We start from the raw sequence: 13,657 nt of genomic DNA on the forward strand, positions 1-13,657 counted from the left end.
TCCGCTTCGCGGAGGAGATGCGTGCAGCCAACCGAGAGCTGACACTCGGCGGCGTCATCGTCGTCGCTCCTGGCGAAGCAGGCGAATCGATCACCGACAAGCAGAAGACCATGCTCGACGCGCTCCATTTGCGCAAGATCGACCTGGCAGACCGGGTCCTCGTCGTCAATCCTGGCGAGTACATCGGGGAGTCAACGAGCAGGGAGATCGCGTACGCCCGGGCCGTCGGCAAGCCGGTTTCGTTCACGGATCCGGTCTGATCGGCGGTCAGGAGTTTCCCGACTCGGGTCAGTTCTGCGCAGCCATGTATTCGGCGATGTCGAAGGGCAGAAGCGGCGTATCGCCTGAACGATAGAGCGGGTGCCACGGGTTCCCCTTCTTCGTGAGCTCTCCGAGCGAGACCCACTGGCTCCCGGCGGCGGAGGTCACTCCGACGATGTCTCGTGGATCGCATAGAGTCCCGGCCGAGGGGAAACGTGGGGAGCGGCATCCATGATCCCCCAGCGCTCTCCGGTGAGAGCATCGATGGCGGCCGCGGTGAGCCTCTGCAGGGATGACGTGGTAGTCACGCTGGCGACTCTACTGATACGCGACGGCTTTCCTGCCACCGTGGGCTGGACTGGACACACCGCGGCTTCGGCAGGATCACCGGCCTCCGCGGGCGTGTCGGGATCGTTCCGTCTCTCCGTCCACAGGCGACCTCTTGTGCGACCTTTGCACAGGTTAAATCCCAGGTCAGATCGATAATCATAATGTCGGTGGCTACTGCTTCACTGATCTGTATGACCACCCCGATCGCCCCCGTTGCCGACCTCACGGTCGCGCATGCCGCGCGACTCGCGGAGAGCCTCGACGAGCTCGCGGCGGCGATCGACGAGGTGCTCGGCGCGGCCGAGATGCACGGCCTCGGTGATGAGGCACTGCTCGCAGCGACACGGGCCGTCGAGAGCCTCGGTCGCCGAGTGGATTCACTCCGCCTGCACTGCGCGGCGGAGATCACGGAGCGCTCTGCGAAGGGACTCGGATCCGAGCGGCTGTCGGCTCGCATGGGCTGCCGCACACCGGCGGAACTCATCGCCAGGGTCACGGGTGCGTCGGAGGCGACGGCATCACGACGCGCGAGCCTCGGAACGGCCATTGCTCCACGCGATTCGCTGACGGGCGGGGAGTTGCCGCCGCGCTTTCCGGCCGTGGCGTGGGCCGTGGCATCCGGCGAGCTCGGCGAGGACTCTGCGCGCGTGATCGTGTCGATGCTGGGTGCCGTCGAGCATCGCGCCGACCGGCAGGACTGGTCGGCTGCCGAGACCCAGCTGGTGGCGGATGCCGTGGCCGGCTTCACTGCCGACCAGACGAAGGTGCAGGCGACAGTGTGGCAGGCAGCACTCGACCCGGACGGTGTCGAGACCGACGCCGAGGATGCCATGCGTCGCCGTGGGCTGACACGGGTGGGCACACACGACGGTCTGGTGCGCTACCGAATGGACCTCGTGCCCGAGATCTCCGGCAAGCTCGAGCAGGCGATCGCCGCGATCGTGTCGCCGAAGTCGGCGTCGGTGTTCCTGGGTCCTGCCAGCGCTGGAGTATCCGGCGAGGGGGTCACCCTGCAGGACGTGTCTGCCCAGGGCATCTCAGTACAGCGCGCCTCGGTACAGCGCGCCTCACTGAACGGCGCCTGCGACGAGCGGACGTCCGCGCAGAAGCGACACGACGCTTTCGCCTCGCTGATTGACGCTGCCTCTCGCTCGACGGACGTCGCCTCGATGGGCGGAGCCGCGCCGACAGTGCTCGTCACGGTGAAACAGTCCGACCTGCTCGACGGCCGCGGTGCCGGCTGGATCGACGGGGTCGACGATCCCATCCCGATGGTGGCGGTCACGCAGTTCGCCTGCACGGGCGGCATCCAGAAGATGGTGCTGAACGCCGACGGAGCGATCCTCTCGCTGTGGTCGCCCGAACGATGCTTCACACCGCAGCAGCGCAGGGCGATCGCCGTGCGCGACGGAGGATGCGTCATCCCCGGATGCCGCGTCCCTGCGTCGTGGTGCGAGGTGCACCACGTGCGCGAGCACTCACGCGGTGGCCCGACCCACACGAGCAACGGGGTCACGCTCTGCTGGTTCCATCACCGCTCGATCGACACAGGCGGCTGGTCGGTACGGATGCGCGGCGGCGTGCCGCAGGTGCGTGCGCCGGGGTGGGTGGATCCGGGCGGGGAGTGGCGTGCAGTGGGTCAAGCCGGGGCGGGGAGCGGCGTGCGGTGGGCGCGGCGAGCATCCGATCGTGAGAGACAGTCTGGGGCGGCGGCAGTGAGAAGCTCCGAAGTGCCCGAAGATCGACCGATCAGCCAGCGGCCGTGAACCGCTGCTCGACGTGCCCGTCCGCATGTCGTCGCTCCTCGAACGGCACCGGGATCGCGCGCCGCCAGAACGACATCGACGCCTCGTTGCCGGGGACCTGGGTGATGATCCACGGCCCGGGATGCCGAGCGATGACGTCACGCGCGGCAGCCGTACCAATGCCACTGCGCCGGTACTTGCGGAGCATGAAGAACTCGGCCATCTCCAACGGGTCGATCAGCCTGACGAGCGCGAACCCGGCTGGGTGCTCATCGACATCGAAGAGATAGGCCTTCCGGTCGGCGTCTGTCCAGTAGGCGTCGAGCCATTCGTAGTGATACGAGCCGTCCGCCTGCACGTCACGGCCGTCGAACTCCGAGAAATCATGCAAGTAGAAGTCGACCAGCCGGCCCAAGAGCTCCCGGCCGTCGGTCGATGCTTCACGTACATTCGGGGTCATCGGCCCAGCATTCCACGCGCGAGGTCCCGATGACGCCCCGGCTCACGGTACCGAGGCGCTCACGGCACCACGCCATTTCGTCGAGAGCGTCGGATCACTTCGACGCCTGGACATCACGCTCGTAGATCCCGCACCGCAGACTCCAGCATCGCCAGACGTTGACTCGGGCTGCCGACGATCTCGACGACTCTCGGCCGGGCACCGACAAGATCGGGGTCGTCGATTAGCTCGAGCAGCCTGTCGTTCATGGCATCCCGCAGCTCGAGACCCTCGTCTGCACTGACTTCGATCGGATCGCCTGCTGTGAGTGGCAGCGCCACGAGCAGGTCCACCCGGCTGAGAGCCTCGCCCGTGATCGACGTCCAACGCTCGAGCTGTTCGGGCGAGCCGGACGATCCCGTCCCCAGCTCGTCGAGTGCCAAGAGGTAGGCGAGGAAGTCGAGCGGGCCGCGCTCGGCAATGAGGTTCCCCGTGAACTCGTCGGGCCGGAGCCGATCCGCCGCCACACGAAGCTGCGCCGCGAACATCGCCGCACCGGGACTGTCCCAGCTCTCGTCGAGGAGGTCGAACGGATCGGGCAGCACCGTGAACTCGGGATGGCGGATCGCGAAATCGGAGATCAGGGTGCTCTTCCCGCTCGCATGAGTTCCGGAGACGACGATCCGCATGGTGTGAGAGTAGTGGGGTGTCGCCATGGGCCAGGCAGTGCGGACGACTTGTGGGATCGTCGGGGATGAAAGACATGGACGACTGCGTGTTCTGCCGCATCATCGCCGAGCAGTCACCCGCGATCTGGGTCGCGCGCGAAGAACAGGTCGTCGCGTTCGCGCCGCTGCCGGATTCGGAACTCGCTCCCGGTCACACCCTCGTCGTTCCTGTTCAGCATGCGATCGACCTGCTGGCCGCCGATCCGTGCGCGCTCTCTTCGGCCATGGCCCTTGTGCAGCGTGTCGGCCGCGCGATGCGCGGAGCACTCGGCGCCACGGGGGTTGTCGTTCTGCAGGCTTCAGGTTCCGACGCCGGCCAAAGCGTGCCGCACCTGCACTTCCACGTCGTCCCATGCTGGCCCGACGACCAGACCACCCACTGGCCGCAGCCGCCATCCGCTCACAATTTCAGCGGCGATCCGCACGCGGCGCTGGCACAGATGTTGGAGTAGCTCCAGAAGCTCGAGCCGCACCCCCCAACACCTCGATGCGATACTGACTCCCATGCGTCGGGTGGGGACGTTCATGCGCAGGTATCCGATCGTCGCGATCGCGGTGGCCGTCGGTATCGTGGCGGGCATCGTGCAGTTGGCCGGATGGCCTGTGGGTGCCCAGTGGCTGGTCAGCGCGTTCGGCCTCGTCATCGCGGGAATCCAGTTCTGGGGGATGATCCGCGAGCTGCGGTCCGGCCATGTCGGCATCGACGTGCTCGCGATCGTCGCCATCGTCAGCACGATTTTCGTCGGCGAGTACTGGGCGACGCTCGTCATCGTGCTCATGCTCTCCGGCGGCGAGGCGCTCGAGGACTACGCCGGTCGCCGCGCACGCAGCGCCGTGCGCTCGCTGCTGGCGCAGAGCCCTGTCGAGGCGCACCGGGTCGACGAGAACGGCGGCATCACCGACATCCCCGTCGCGGATGCCGCGATCGGCGACACGCTCCTCGTGCGGCCGAGCGAGGTGGTCCCGGTCGACGGCACGCTGGTCAGCGACCACGCGACGATGGACGAGTCCTCGCTCACCGGAGAGAGCCTCCCGGTCGGCATCGTGGCGGGCGGCCGCGTGCTGTCCGGCTCGGTGAACGGCCCGACGGCCGTGACCATCAGGGCGGATGCCGTCGCCGCCGACAGCCAGTACCAGCAGGTCGTGCGGCTGGTCACCGAGGCGAGCGAGTCCAGGGCTCCGATCGTGCGCCTCGCGGATCGGTACGCCGTGCCGTTCACCGTGCTCGCACTCGTGATCGCGGCGATCGGGTGGTGGGTGAGCGGGGATCCGGTGCGTTTCGCCGAGGTGATGGTCGTCGCGACACCGTGTCCGCTGCTCATTGCCGCACCCGTCGCTTTCATCTCCGGCATGAGCCGCGGGGCGCGCGACGGGGTGATCGTGAAGTCGGGCGGCACGCTCGAGCAGCTCGCGCGCATCCGCACGGTCGCGTTCGACAAGACAGGGACGCTGACGCGCGGTACGCCTCAGGTGGTGGCGGTGCGGCCCGCGGAGGGGATGTCGGAGGCGCGATTGCTGGCATCCGTCGCCAGCGCCGAACAGTACTCGTCGCACGTGCTGGCCCAATCTGTCCTCGAAGAGGCCGTGTCCCGCGGCATCGAACTGGTGCCGGCCGCCGACGCCAGGGAGGTGGCGACGAACGGCGTGGAGGCGACGATCGGGGGAGCACGCGTCGCGGTCGGCAAGCGGTCGTTCGTCGCCGAGCAGGGAGCGGACGTCACCGACGCGCCCCCGGCGGGCGGCCAGAGTTCCGTCTACGCCGCCATCGACGGACGCTATGCCGGCGAGGTCGTGATGGCGGACCGTGTGCGGGAGAACGCCAGAGCCACCGTGGAGCGGATGCGCCGCCTCGGCGTGCGCGCGTTCGTCATGATCACCGGCGACCAGCTGGCGACGGCCGAGCACATCGCGAGCGAGCTCGGCATCGACGACGTGCATGCGGACTGCTTGCCGGCGGACAAGGTGAAGCTCGTCCGCGACCTCGCCGGACGGCCGGTGATGATGGTGGGCGATGGCGTGAACGATGCGCCGGTGCTGGCATCCGCCGATGTGGGCGTGGCGATGGGCGCGCGCGGCTCGACGGCGGCGAGCGAGTCCGCCGATGTCGTCGTCATGGTCGACGACATCGGCAAGACCGCCAGGGCGCTCGAGATCGGGCGCCGCACCACGAATGTCGCGCTGCAGTGCATCTGGCTGGGGATGGCACTCAGTGTCGTGCTCATGGTGATCGCGGTGTTCGGCGTGATCCCGGCGATCGTCGGCGCGTTGCTGCAGGAGGGCGTCGACCTCGCCACGATCCTCTGGGCCCTGCGCGCGCTCACCCGCTGACCTGGATGCCGCGGCTCGCTCTGGAAAGTCGTGCCCGGTTGCCGTGCCGGGTGCGCGGTACCGTGTGATCCATGTCGACACCTCCGGGAGCGCCCTCCAGCTCCTGGGTCCGTGAGCTCGTCAGGGCGCGAAGGGCGGCCGTCCCGTGGGATCTCGCCATCATCACGGCCGTCGCCGTGTCCGTTCCGGTCGGGGTATCACTGGCGGTCATGGGGAACGATCCCGCGATCCTCGGACTCGGGGTGCTGACGTCCATCGGTGCGCTCGTCGCGTCGGTGTCGGATCGAGGCGGTCCCACGGTGGAACGGGTGCGTCGCATCGGGACCACGACGGTGTTCGCGGTTGTGGGCCTCACGGTCGGATCTCTCGCGCTGGGCAACGACGCGGCGACGGTGATCGTGGTGGTCACCGCTGCGCTGATCTCGGGGATCGCAGGCGTGATCAGCGCCAACGCGTCGCAGGCGGCGTTGCAGTTCCTCGTCTACTCCGTGGTCGGCAGCGGGATCGACTTCGGTCTTCGGCCGTTGTGGCTGGCGCCACTGGTGTTCCTGGTCGGGGCGGCGTGGCGGCTCGCGCTGACGGGCATCGCGATCCTCGTGGATCGGCGACCACGGGTTCCGGAACGCGCGGCAGTGGCATCCGTCTACTCGGCGGTGGCCGCGCAGCTCGACGCGGCCGGCACCGCCGAGGTCGACGCCGCGCGCCGGGATGTGACGACGGCGCTCAATCAGGCGTACGACCTCATGGTGTCGGCCCGCACGTCGCTGGCCGGTCGCGATCCGCGCTGGCGCACGCTCGTCACCCTCCTGAACGCCGCCACGCCGGTCGTGGAGGCAGTGACCGCGGTCGTCGCGGAAGGCGAGCAGGTGCCGGCTGCGGTGCCGAACGCGCTGCGTGCCGTCGCGCGTTCGATCGAGGATCCCTCGGCACCGCCGCCCGTCCTCCAGCCTCCGGACCGCACCACTCCCGGCAGGGCGGCGCTCGCGTCGTCGCTCCGACTCGTCGGCTCGCTGCTCTCCGGCGACGATCCGGTCACCATGACCGTGCCCATCCAGCGACCGGATGCCATCGGCCTGCCGCGCGTGACCCCTCGCGAGCGCCTTCGCACGGCTCTCGACCACCTGACGAGCGGTGGCGAGACGTGGTTCGCGGTGCTGCGTCTTGTGGTGTGCGTCGCCGTCGCCGAGGCGATCAGTGTTCTGTTGCCGCTCGAGCGCCCGTACTGGATCACGCTCACCGTCGCCGTCGTCATGAAGCCGGACTTCGGATCCGTGTTCGCGCGCGCCGTTCAGCGCGGCCTCGGCACGGTCGTCGGGGTGCTGGTCGGCGCGGCCGTCGTGGTCGTCCTGCCGTCCGGATGGCCGCAGGTGCTGGCGCTCGCCGTGCTCGCCGGCGGGATGCCGGTAGCCATCCGCCGCAACTACGGCCTGTTCTCCATCTTCATCACGCCGGTGATCGTCATTTTGCTGGAGCTCGCGCACGGCGGAGACACCGGACTCATCGTGAGCCGGGTCACCGACACGCTCATCGGCAGCGCGATCGTCATTCTGGTCGGCTACCTGCCGTGGCCGTCGACCTGGCGGTCGGCACGGCACCTCGGCGGACGGGTCGCGGATGTCGCATCCGACGTCGGCTCGTACCTGGGCGTGGCTCTCGCGCCCGGTGGCGGCGACGGGGCCGCCAGAAGAGCGGATGCGCGCGACCGCTCGGCCGCCCGCCGCGCCACGTACCGTCGCCTGTCCGACCTCCGCACGCTCGTGCAGCAGACACTCGCCGAACCACCCCCGATCAGCACGGCCGCCGCAACGTGGTGGCCGGAGATCGTCGCTCTGGAGCGCGTGACGGATGCCATCACCTCGACGGCCATCCGCGCCGCCCAGACCCGCACCGCCGCGGATCCGGATGCCGTCGCCGGGCTGGGCGCGGCACTCACCGACCTGTCGACGGCGATCCGCGAGGGCAGACCACCCGGCACGCTCCCGCTGTCGGAGGATCCGCTGCTCGGTCCGGTGAGTGACGAGATCGGTGCAGCCAGAGCTGTGCTGGCATCCTGAACGGCGAGGCTCGGCAGCGGAGTCCCAGCACCATTCCAACAAGGAGGCGACATGCCGGAGATCGACATCATCGGCGACGATCGGGCGATGGCGCTCATCCGCGCCAGCGTGATCCCGGATGCGGCGGCGCTCGCCGACACGCTCGTCGCCGGCGGCATCCACGCCATCGAGTTCACGTTCACCACGCCCGACGTCGAGACTCACATCGCCCGCGCGACCGCGCGCGAGACGGGTGCGCTGATCGGAGCGGGAAGCGTGCTCACGCCGGCGCAGGCGCGCAGCGCCCTGGATGCCGGCGCTCACTTCATCGCCACACCGGGACTCAGCCCCCAGATCGCGGAGATTGCGGCGGAGGCATCGGTACCGCTCATGATGGGCGCATTCACCCCGAGCGAGATCATGCAGGCACTGGCGCTGGGGGTGTGGGCGGTGAAGGTGTTCCCGGCGCAGACGGCCGGACCCGACCACTTCAGCCACCTGCTCGGGCCGATGCCGATGGCGCGCCTCATCGCCTCCGGCGGCATCGTGGCCGACAACGCGCGCTCGTTCCTCGACGCGGGCTCCTACGCCGTCACCGCGGGGTCCTCCGTGGTGCCGGCCGAGGCTCTTGCGGCGTCGGACTGGGACGACATCCGTCGCAGGGCGCGCGAGTTCACCGCGGCGCTCTGACCGACTCGGGCTTCCGGGGTTCGATCCTGGCGACGGTCGATACCGTGCACTGAGGATCGCCACAGGCGCCATCGAAACCTGGAAAGCTAGTGGTCATGCTGCTTCCGCGCCCGAGCGCCCTCGCCGTCGGCGAAGGCGTCTTCGAACTCTCCCGTATCACTCGCATCACGGCGCCCGCGGAACTGGCGGGTGCGGCATCCTGGCTGCAGAACGCGCTGCGTCCGGCCACCGGATTCCCGCTCGAGACGGGACCGAACGGCGCGATCGTGCTGGAGTGGAACCCGGAGCTGGCACCTGAGGGCTACACGCTGGAGGTGACGCCGGTCGACATCCGCATCTCTGGTGGCGGACCCGCCGGCGTGTTCTACGGATGCCAGTCCCTGGTGCAACTGCTCCCCCCGCAGATCTATCGCAGGGGCCGCGTGCTGGGCGTGCCGTGGACGGTGCCGGTGGTGAGCATCCAGGATGCGCCGCGGTTCCGCTGGCGGGGCGCCATGCTCGACGTCGCACGGCACTTCATGCCCAAGCACGACGTGCTGCGGTTCATCGACCTGATGGCGATGCACCGGCTGAACACGCTGCACCTGCATCTCACCGACGACCAGGGCTGGCGCGTCGAGATCAAGAAATACCCGAAGCTCACGGAGATCGGATCCTGGCGACGGGAGAGCCAGCTCGGCGCTGCGTCGTACTCGCGAGGCGACTCCCGTCCGCACGGCGGCTTCTACACGCAGGACGACCTCCGTGAGATCGTCGGCTACGCCACGGATCGTGCCATCAACGTGGTGCCGGAGATCGACTCTCCCGGGCACACGCAGGCCGCCATCGCCGCCTACCCGGAGCTGGGCCTCGCGCGCGAGGAGAGCGAATCGCTCGGGGTCTGGACCCGATGGGGCATCGACGACAACGTCATCAACCTCGAGGAGTCCACCGTCGACTTCTTCACCGACGTCCTCGACGAGGTGATGGAGATCTTCCCGTCGCCGTTCATCGGCGTGGGCGGCGACGAATGCCCGAAGAACGGATGGCGGCTCGACGAGCGCACGCAGCAGCGCAAGCAGGAGCTCGGTCTGGCGAACGAAGACGAGCTTCAGGCCTGGTTCATCGGCCGTCTCGACGACCATCTCTCTCGGCGCGGACGTCGTCTGTTCGGCTGGGACGAGATCCTCGAGGGTGGCACGACGAAGCTCGGCAAGGGCGCGACGGTGGCGTCGTGGCGCGGCATGACCGGAGCGGTCGCCGCTGCCAAGGCCGGACACGACGTCGTCTCCTGCCCTGACGACCAGGTGTACCTGGACTACCGGCAGTCGGACCGCACGGAGGAGCCGATCCCGGTCGGCACCGTGCTCACCATCTCCGACGTCTACCGCTTCGAGCCCGTTCCCGAGCAGCTCACGCCAGAAGAAGCGGCGCACGTGCTCGGCGGCCAGGGCAACATCTGGACCGAGCACATGGATTCGCCGCGCACCGTCGACTACTTCGCGTTCCCGAGGCTGTGCGCTCTCGCCGAGGCGCTGTGGTTCGACGGCGAGCGCGACTACGACGACTTCCTGTTCCGTCTCGACCAGCACCTGCTGCGGCTGGACGCGATCGGCGTCGAATACCGGCACTCCACCGGCCCGCTTCCCTGGCAGCAGCGCCCGGGAGTCACGGGCAGGGCGCAGACGCCGCAGCAGCGCGCGTCGTACTTCAACCCCCTGACTGCGAAGATCGGCGGGGAGGTCGGCACCGGCTCGGTCGGCGGATCCGGCAGCCTGCTCGGCGACTTCGGCTCGAGCTGGCTCGGCTCGGCGTCGACTCCGGGGCTGGGGTCGACATCGACCGCGGGGCTCCGCTCGTTGGACTCGACGGAGGCCCCCGACGCCGACGAGGCGTCGGATTCCCCTGAATCGACGGATTCCGACGACTCGACCCCATCGTCCCGACCTGCGCGCCCGTCGCGCTGGGGAAGGTCGTCCGGTTCCTCAGGCCTGCTGGGCTCGCTGGGCTTCTCGCGGTCCTCGAAGACGGACGACGATGACGATGAGGGCGAACCATCGGATCGCTGACCCGAGTCGTCGAGCGACGCGAAACGGATGCCCTGCTCCCGGAGGAGGAAGGCATCCGTCGTCGCTGGTCGCGGTTCTGCCCAGAGGAAGCGGTGTCGACTAGAGGAAGACGTCGGGGAAGAGGTCGCTCTCCGGCACCCCGGGGGAGTACTGCGCGAGGTCGGTGACACCGGCATCCGCGAGCACGTCCTCGACGACGAGCGAGCGGCCGGTGTACTCACGTGATGGCTTGATGAGCACCTCGTACGCGGCATCCGCGTAGATCTCCGGGGTGCGGCTCCTGGCCAGCAGCTGCTCGCCGCCCAGGATGTTGCCCACCGCCGCCGTCTTGATCGTGGTGCGCGGCCACAGCGTGTTGGCGGCGATGCCGTCGCGTGCGAACTCGGCGGCGAGGCCGAGCGTGACCATGCTCATGCCGTATTTGGCGAGCGTGTACCCGGTGTGGGCTCCGAGCCACTTCGGATCGAGGTTGATCGGCGGGCTGAGCGAGAGGATGTGCGGGTTGAACCCGTTCTTCAGGTGTGGGATCGCGGCACGCGACAGCATGAACGTTCCGCGCACGTTGACGTCCTGCATGAGGTCGTATCGTTTCGGATCGAGGTCGAGCGTGCGCGAGAGGTTGATGACGCTCGCGTTGTTCACGACGATTTCGAGACGTCCGAACTCGGCGACCGTCGCCTCGACGGCGCGCGCGATGTCGTCGTCGTTGCGCACGTCGCCGACGATCGGGAGTGCCCGACCGCCTGCGGCGCGGATCTCCTCCGCCGCGGTGTGGATGGTGCCGGGAAGCCGGGGATCCGGTGTGTCGGTCTTCGCGAGCAGCGCCACGTTGGCGCCGTCGCGCGCGGCACGCACCGCGATGGCCAGGCCGATGCCGCGACTGCCGCCTGACATCAGGATCGTGCGACCCTCGAGCGTGTTCGTCATGTGTCTGATCTCCTCGGATCGTCTCAGGGGTAGTGGCGTGCGGGCGTCTCAGCGGGACGACCGCGCGGCGAACGCGGCGATGCGGGCACGGGCATCCGGAGTCTCGAAGGCGGCGCCGATGCTTCGGGCCTCGTCGTCCAAAGACGCCGTGTAGTCGCGATGGAGACCGCTGCGTACGAGGCGCTTGGCCTGGCCGTACGCTCCCGACGCGCCGGCGAGCCAGCGCTCGGCGACGGCGTGGGCGCGCGCCGAGAGGTCGTCGGTGGGCACCACCTCGGCGACCAGCCCCCAGTCCAGCGCCTCAGCCGCGGTCAGGGAGCGATCGCTGAGCAGCAGCTGCAGGGCGCGCCGTGGACCCACGGCCTGCGGCAGGAGCGTGCTGACCCCGCAGTCCGGGGTGAGCCCGATGTCGGCGTACTTCGAGACGAACATGGCCGCGTCGCTCGCCACGATGTAGTCCGCGGTCAGCATGAAGCCGAGGCCTCCGCCGGCGACCACGCCCTGCACCGCGGCGACGATCGGCTTCGGCGTCTCGGCGAAGACGCGATGTCCCTCGTGGATGACGTCGGCATGCCCGGCGACCGCCTGGCCGTCGCCGCCCATGGATCCCATCGCCATCACGTCGCCACCCGCGCAGAATGCCGGACCCGCTGCGTCGAACAGCACGGCGCGGATGTCGTCGCGATCCGCCACCTCATGCGCCAGCTCGCGCCAACGGTGTGCCGCAACGTCGTCGATGGCGTTCAGCCGATCCGGCCGGTTCAGCGTGAGATGGGCCAGACCGTCGGAGACCTCGAACAGGATGCTGTCGCTCATGGGCTCGCCTTTCGTGCTCGGGCACCGCGTGGGCGCCGATTGTCCGCGTCGCGGTGTCCGAGCGCGGCTCTGCGCGAAGCGAGTGAGGTGGTGCAGCCATCACCGTGGCACGCACCGCAGCAACCTACTCCGACCGATGCCGAACCTCAGTGCCGATGCACGGTGCGTACAGGAGGGCGGGCGTGTCGTCGCCGCGCGTTGTAGGCATCCGCACGACCGGGTCAGGCACGTTGACCGTCGCCTCCATGGCAGACAAATCACCCGGATCAGCCGATGGATCCTCGGATGCAGCAGGGCAGTCTGACAAAGCGGATGCGTGTTGGCGCACGGAGGGGACTGTGATGAGCGGAACGTCGGATGCCGCGCCGGGGTCGGATCCACGGGTGGGCGGGACCGCAACGGGAGCCGGAACACGCGCGGCGAAGCCGAAGCGACACGGCTGGTGGTGGAAGACGCTTCTCGGCGGAATCGTGCTGTGGATCATCACGGCTGCCGTCACGTTCGGCACCCAGAACACGAACCTCGTGCCGACGGTGATCTTGCTGGGCAGTTTCCTCGTGCCCTTCACCGTCGTGATGTACGCCTCGGAGCGCACCGAGGGCAACCTGGATATGACCAGGCTCATCCTCGCGTTCTTCATCGGCGGCATCTTCGGTGTGCTGGGTGCGTCGATCCTCGAGGTGAACCTGCAGCCGTCCTGGTACATCTACCTCGGGGTCGGTGCCATCGAGGAGTTCTGCAAGGGCGCGGTCTTCGTGGTGATCGGACTGGCAGTGCGTCCGAAGAACGGACACCAGGGCGCGCTCCTCGGTGCCGTCGTCGGCGCCGGATTCGCCGCGTTCGAATCGGCGGGCTACGCGTTCAACGCCGGCCTCACCCGGCGAGGGATCGACCTGCTCTCGATCCTGCAGACCGAGGCATTGCGCGGGATCCTCACGCCGGTGGGGCACGTGCTCTGGACGGCGATCCTCGGCGCGGCGATCTTCGCGGCGATCGGCAAGACCGCGAAGTGGTGGGCGGTGGTGATCGCCTTCGTGGCCGTCGTCATCCTGCACGGGTTGTGGGACTCGATGAGCTTCATCTCGACCTGGCTGGCAGTGAAATTCACGGGAAGCGCACTGACCCAGCTGACCTATGGCTTCCTTCTGCCGTCGACGGCCCAGGAGATATCGAGCCTCACGCAGACCTTCTATTTCATCGGCCTCATCGTGATCTCGGTGCTCGGCGTTCTCGTGCTGTCGATCTGGGGACGCCGCCCGAAGCATCCGAAACCGGCAGTGCCTGCCGCACCCGCTGCGGCCTGATCGCCGTC

Annotated in this window: 14 protein-coding genes; 8 read left to right on the forward strand and 6 right to left on the reverse strand. The window is 68.7% G+C overall.

Annotation, left to right across the window (positions count from 1 at the left end):
- Positions 1–17 precede the first annotated feature (17 nt).
- A complete protein-coding gene (locus ACX9R5_RS07440; RefSeq protein WP_459408349.1) occupies positions 18–260 on the forward strand; it encodes a hypothetical protein in 243 nt (80 codons plus the stop codon).
- 28 nt (positions 261–288) lie between these two features.
- Here the strand turns inward: ACX9R5_RS07440 and ACX9R5_RS07445 are convergent, their stop codons facing one another.
- Both ACX9R5_RS07445 and ACX9R5_RS07450 read right to left on the reverse strand, forming a co-directional pair.
- Complete coding sequence (locus ACX9R5_RS07445) at positions 289–429, reverse strand: hypothetical protein (RefSeq protein ID WP_459408350.1); 141 nt, start codon at positions 427–429, stop codon at positions 289–291.
- Entirely contained in the window at positions 426–569 is a 144-nt protein-coding gene (locus ACX9R5_RS07450) for a hypothetical protein (protein ID WP_459408351.1), read from the reverse strand. Before ACX9R5_RS07450 ends, ACX9R5_RS07445 begins: the two co-directional genes overlap by 4 nt.
- Before the next feature lie 213 nt (positions 570–782).
- Here ACX9R5_RS07450 and ACX9R5_RS07455 point away from each other — a divergent pair, with 213 nt between their 5' ends.
- Positions 783–2,357, forward strand: coding sequence for an HNH endonuclease signature motif containing protein (locus tag ACX9R5_RS07455; RefSeq protein ID WP_459408352.1), 1,575 nt, complete (start codon positions 783–785; stop codon positions 2,355–2,357).
- Here ACX9R5_RS07455 and ACX9R5_RS07460 read toward each other — a convergent pair.
- Together ACX9R5_RS07460 and ACX9R5_RS07465 are read right to left on the reverse strand one after the other, a co-directional pair.
- Complete coding sequence (locus ACX9R5_RS07460; RefSeq protein WP_459408353.1) at positions 2,341–2,751, reverse strand: GNAT family N-acetyltransferase; 411 nt, start codon at positions 2,749–2,751, stop codon at positions 2,341–2,343. The genes ACX9R5_RS07455 and ACX9R5_RS07460 overlap by 17 nt on opposite strands.
- A gap of 158 nt (positions 2,752–2,909) precedes the next feature.
- Complete coding sequence (locus ACX9R5_RS07465) at positions 2,910–3,464, reverse strand: DEAD/DEAH box helicase family protein (RefSeq protein ID WP_459408354.1); 555 nt, start codon at positions 3,462–3,464, stop codon at positions 2,910–2,912.
- A 65-nt stretch (positions 3,465–3,529) separates the two neighbouring features.
- Here ACX9R5_RS07465 and ACX9R5_RS07470 point away from each other — a divergent pair, with 65 nt between their 5' ends.
- From ACX9R5_RS07470 to ACX9R5_RS07490, 5 genes are all read left to right on the forward strand, one after another.
- The gene (locus ACX9R5_RS07470) at positions 3,530–3,955 is read left to right on the forward strand and encodes an HIT family protein (RefSeq protein WP_459408355.1); all 426 of its coding nucleotides are present in this window, start codon (positions 3,530–3,532) and stop codon (positions 3,953–3,955) included.
- A gap of 52 nt (positions 3,956–4,007) precedes the next feature.
- On the forward strand, positions 4,008–5,831 hold the full coding sequence (locus ACX9R5_RS07475; protein ID WP_459408356.1) for a heavy metal translocating P-type ATPase: 1,824 nt from the start codon (positions 4,008–4,010) through the stop codon (positions 5,829–5,831).
- 71 nt (positions 5,832–5,902) lie between these two features.
- The gene (locus tag ACX9R5_RS07480) at positions 5,903–7,885 is read left to right on the forward strand and encodes an FUSC family protein (protein WP_459408357.1); all 1,983 of its coding nucleotides are present in this window, start codon (positions 5,903–5,905) and stop codon (positions 7,883–7,885) included.
- Between the two features lie 51 nt (positions 7,886–7,936).
- On the forward strand, positions 7,937–8,554 hold the full coding sequence (locus ACX9R5_RS07485; RefSeq protein ID WP_459408358.1) for a bifunctional 4-hydroxy-2-oxoglutarate aldolase/2-dehydro-3-deoxy-phosphogluconate aldolase: 618 nt from the start codon (positions 7,937–7,939) through the stop codon (positions 8,552–8,554).
- A gap of 95 nt (positions 8,555–8,649) precedes the next feature.
- Positions 8,650–10,602 (forward strand): beta-N-acetylhexosaminidase, encoded by a 1,953-nt coding sequence (locus ACX9R5_RS07490; protein WP_459408359.1) that lies wholly within the window; start codon positions 8,650–8,652, stop codon positions 10,600–10,602.
- Positions 10,603–10,701: 99 nt separating this feature from the next.
- Here the strand turns inward: ACX9R5_RS07490 and ACX9R5_RS07495 are convergent, their stop codons facing one another.
- Both ACX9R5_RS07495 and ACX9R5_RS07500 read right to left on the reverse strand, forming a co-directional pair.
- A complete protein-coding gene (locus ACX9R5_RS07495; protein ID WP_459408360.1) occupies positions 10,702–11,529 on the reverse strand; it encodes an SDR family oxidoreductase in 828 nt (275 codons plus the stop codon).
- 48 nt (positions 11,530–11,577) lie between these two features.
- Positions 11,578–12,345 carry an enoyl-CoA hydratase/isomerase family protein gene (locus tag ACX9R5_RS07500; protein WP_459408361.1) on the reverse strand — a complete coding sequence of 256 codons (768 nt, stop codon included), beginning with the start codon at positions 12,343–12,345 and terminating at the stop codon, positions 11,578–11,580.
- 341 nt (positions 12,346–12,686) lie between these two features.
- Here ACX9R5_RS07500 and ACX9R5_RS07505 point away from each other — a divergent pair, with 341 nt between their 5' ends.
- Positions 12,687–13,649: a PrsW family intramembrane metalloprotease gene (locus ACX9R5_RS07505; protein ID WP_459408362.1), complete on the forward strand. Its 963-nt coding sequence runs from the start codon at positions 12,687–12,689 to the stop codon at positions 13,647–13,649.
- Positions 13,650–13,657: the final 8 nt, after the last annotated feature.

This window comes from Rathayibacter sp. CAU 1779 (genome assembly GCF_054551755.1).

What these genes read in the sequence shown, in the direction of transcription:
- ACX9R5_RS07440 (WP_459408349.1), top strand. Translation starts at nt 18, where the DNA reads ATGCGTGCAGCCAACCGAGAGCTGACACTCGGCGGCGTCATCGTCGTC.
- ACX9R5_RS07455 (WP_459408352.1), top strand. Translation starts at nt 783, where the DNA reads ATGACCACCCCGATCGCCCCCGTTGCCGACCTCACGGTCGCGCATGCC.
- ACX9R5_RS07465 (WP_459408354.1), bottom strand. Translation starts at nt 3,464, where the DNA reads ATGCGGATCGTCGTCTCCGGAACTCATGCGAGCGGGAAGAGCACCCTG.
- ACX9R5_RS07470 (WP_459408355.1), top strand. Translation starts at nt 3,530, where the DNA reads ATGAAAGACATGGACGACTGCGTGTTCTGCCGCATCATCGCCGAGCAG.
- ACX9R5_RS07475 (WP_459408356.1), top strand. Translation starts at nt 4,008, where the DNA reads ATGCGTCGGGTGGGGACGTTCATGCGCAGGTATCCGATCGTCGCGATC.
- ACX9R5_RS07480 (WP_459408357.1), top strand. Translation starts at nt 5,903, where the DNA reads ATGTCGACACCTCCGGGAGCGCCCTCCAGCTCCTGGGTCCGTGAGCTC.
- ACX9R5_RS07485 (WP_459408358.1), top strand. Translation starts at nt 7,937, where the DNA reads ATGCCGGAGATCGACATCATCGGCGACGATCGGGCGATGGCGCTCATC.
- ACX9R5_RS07490 (WP_459408359.1), top strand. Translation starts at nt 8,650, where the DNA reads ATGCTGCTTCCGCGCCCGAGCGCCCTCGCCGTCGGCGAAGGCGTCTTC.
- ACX9R5_RS07495 (WP_459408360.1), bottom strand. Translation starts at nt 11,529, where the DNA reads ATGACGAACACGCTCGAGGGTCGCACGATCCTGATGTCAGGCGGCAGT.
- ACX9R5_RS07500 (WP_459408361.1), bottom strand. Translation starts at nt 12,345, where the DNA reads ATGAGCGACAGCATCCTGTTCGAGGTCTCCGACGGTCTGGCCCATCTC.
- ACX9R5_RS07505 (WP_459408362.1), top strand. Translation starts at nt 12,687, where the DNA reads ATGAGCGGAACGTCGGATGCCGCGCCGGGGTCGGATCCACGGGTGGGC.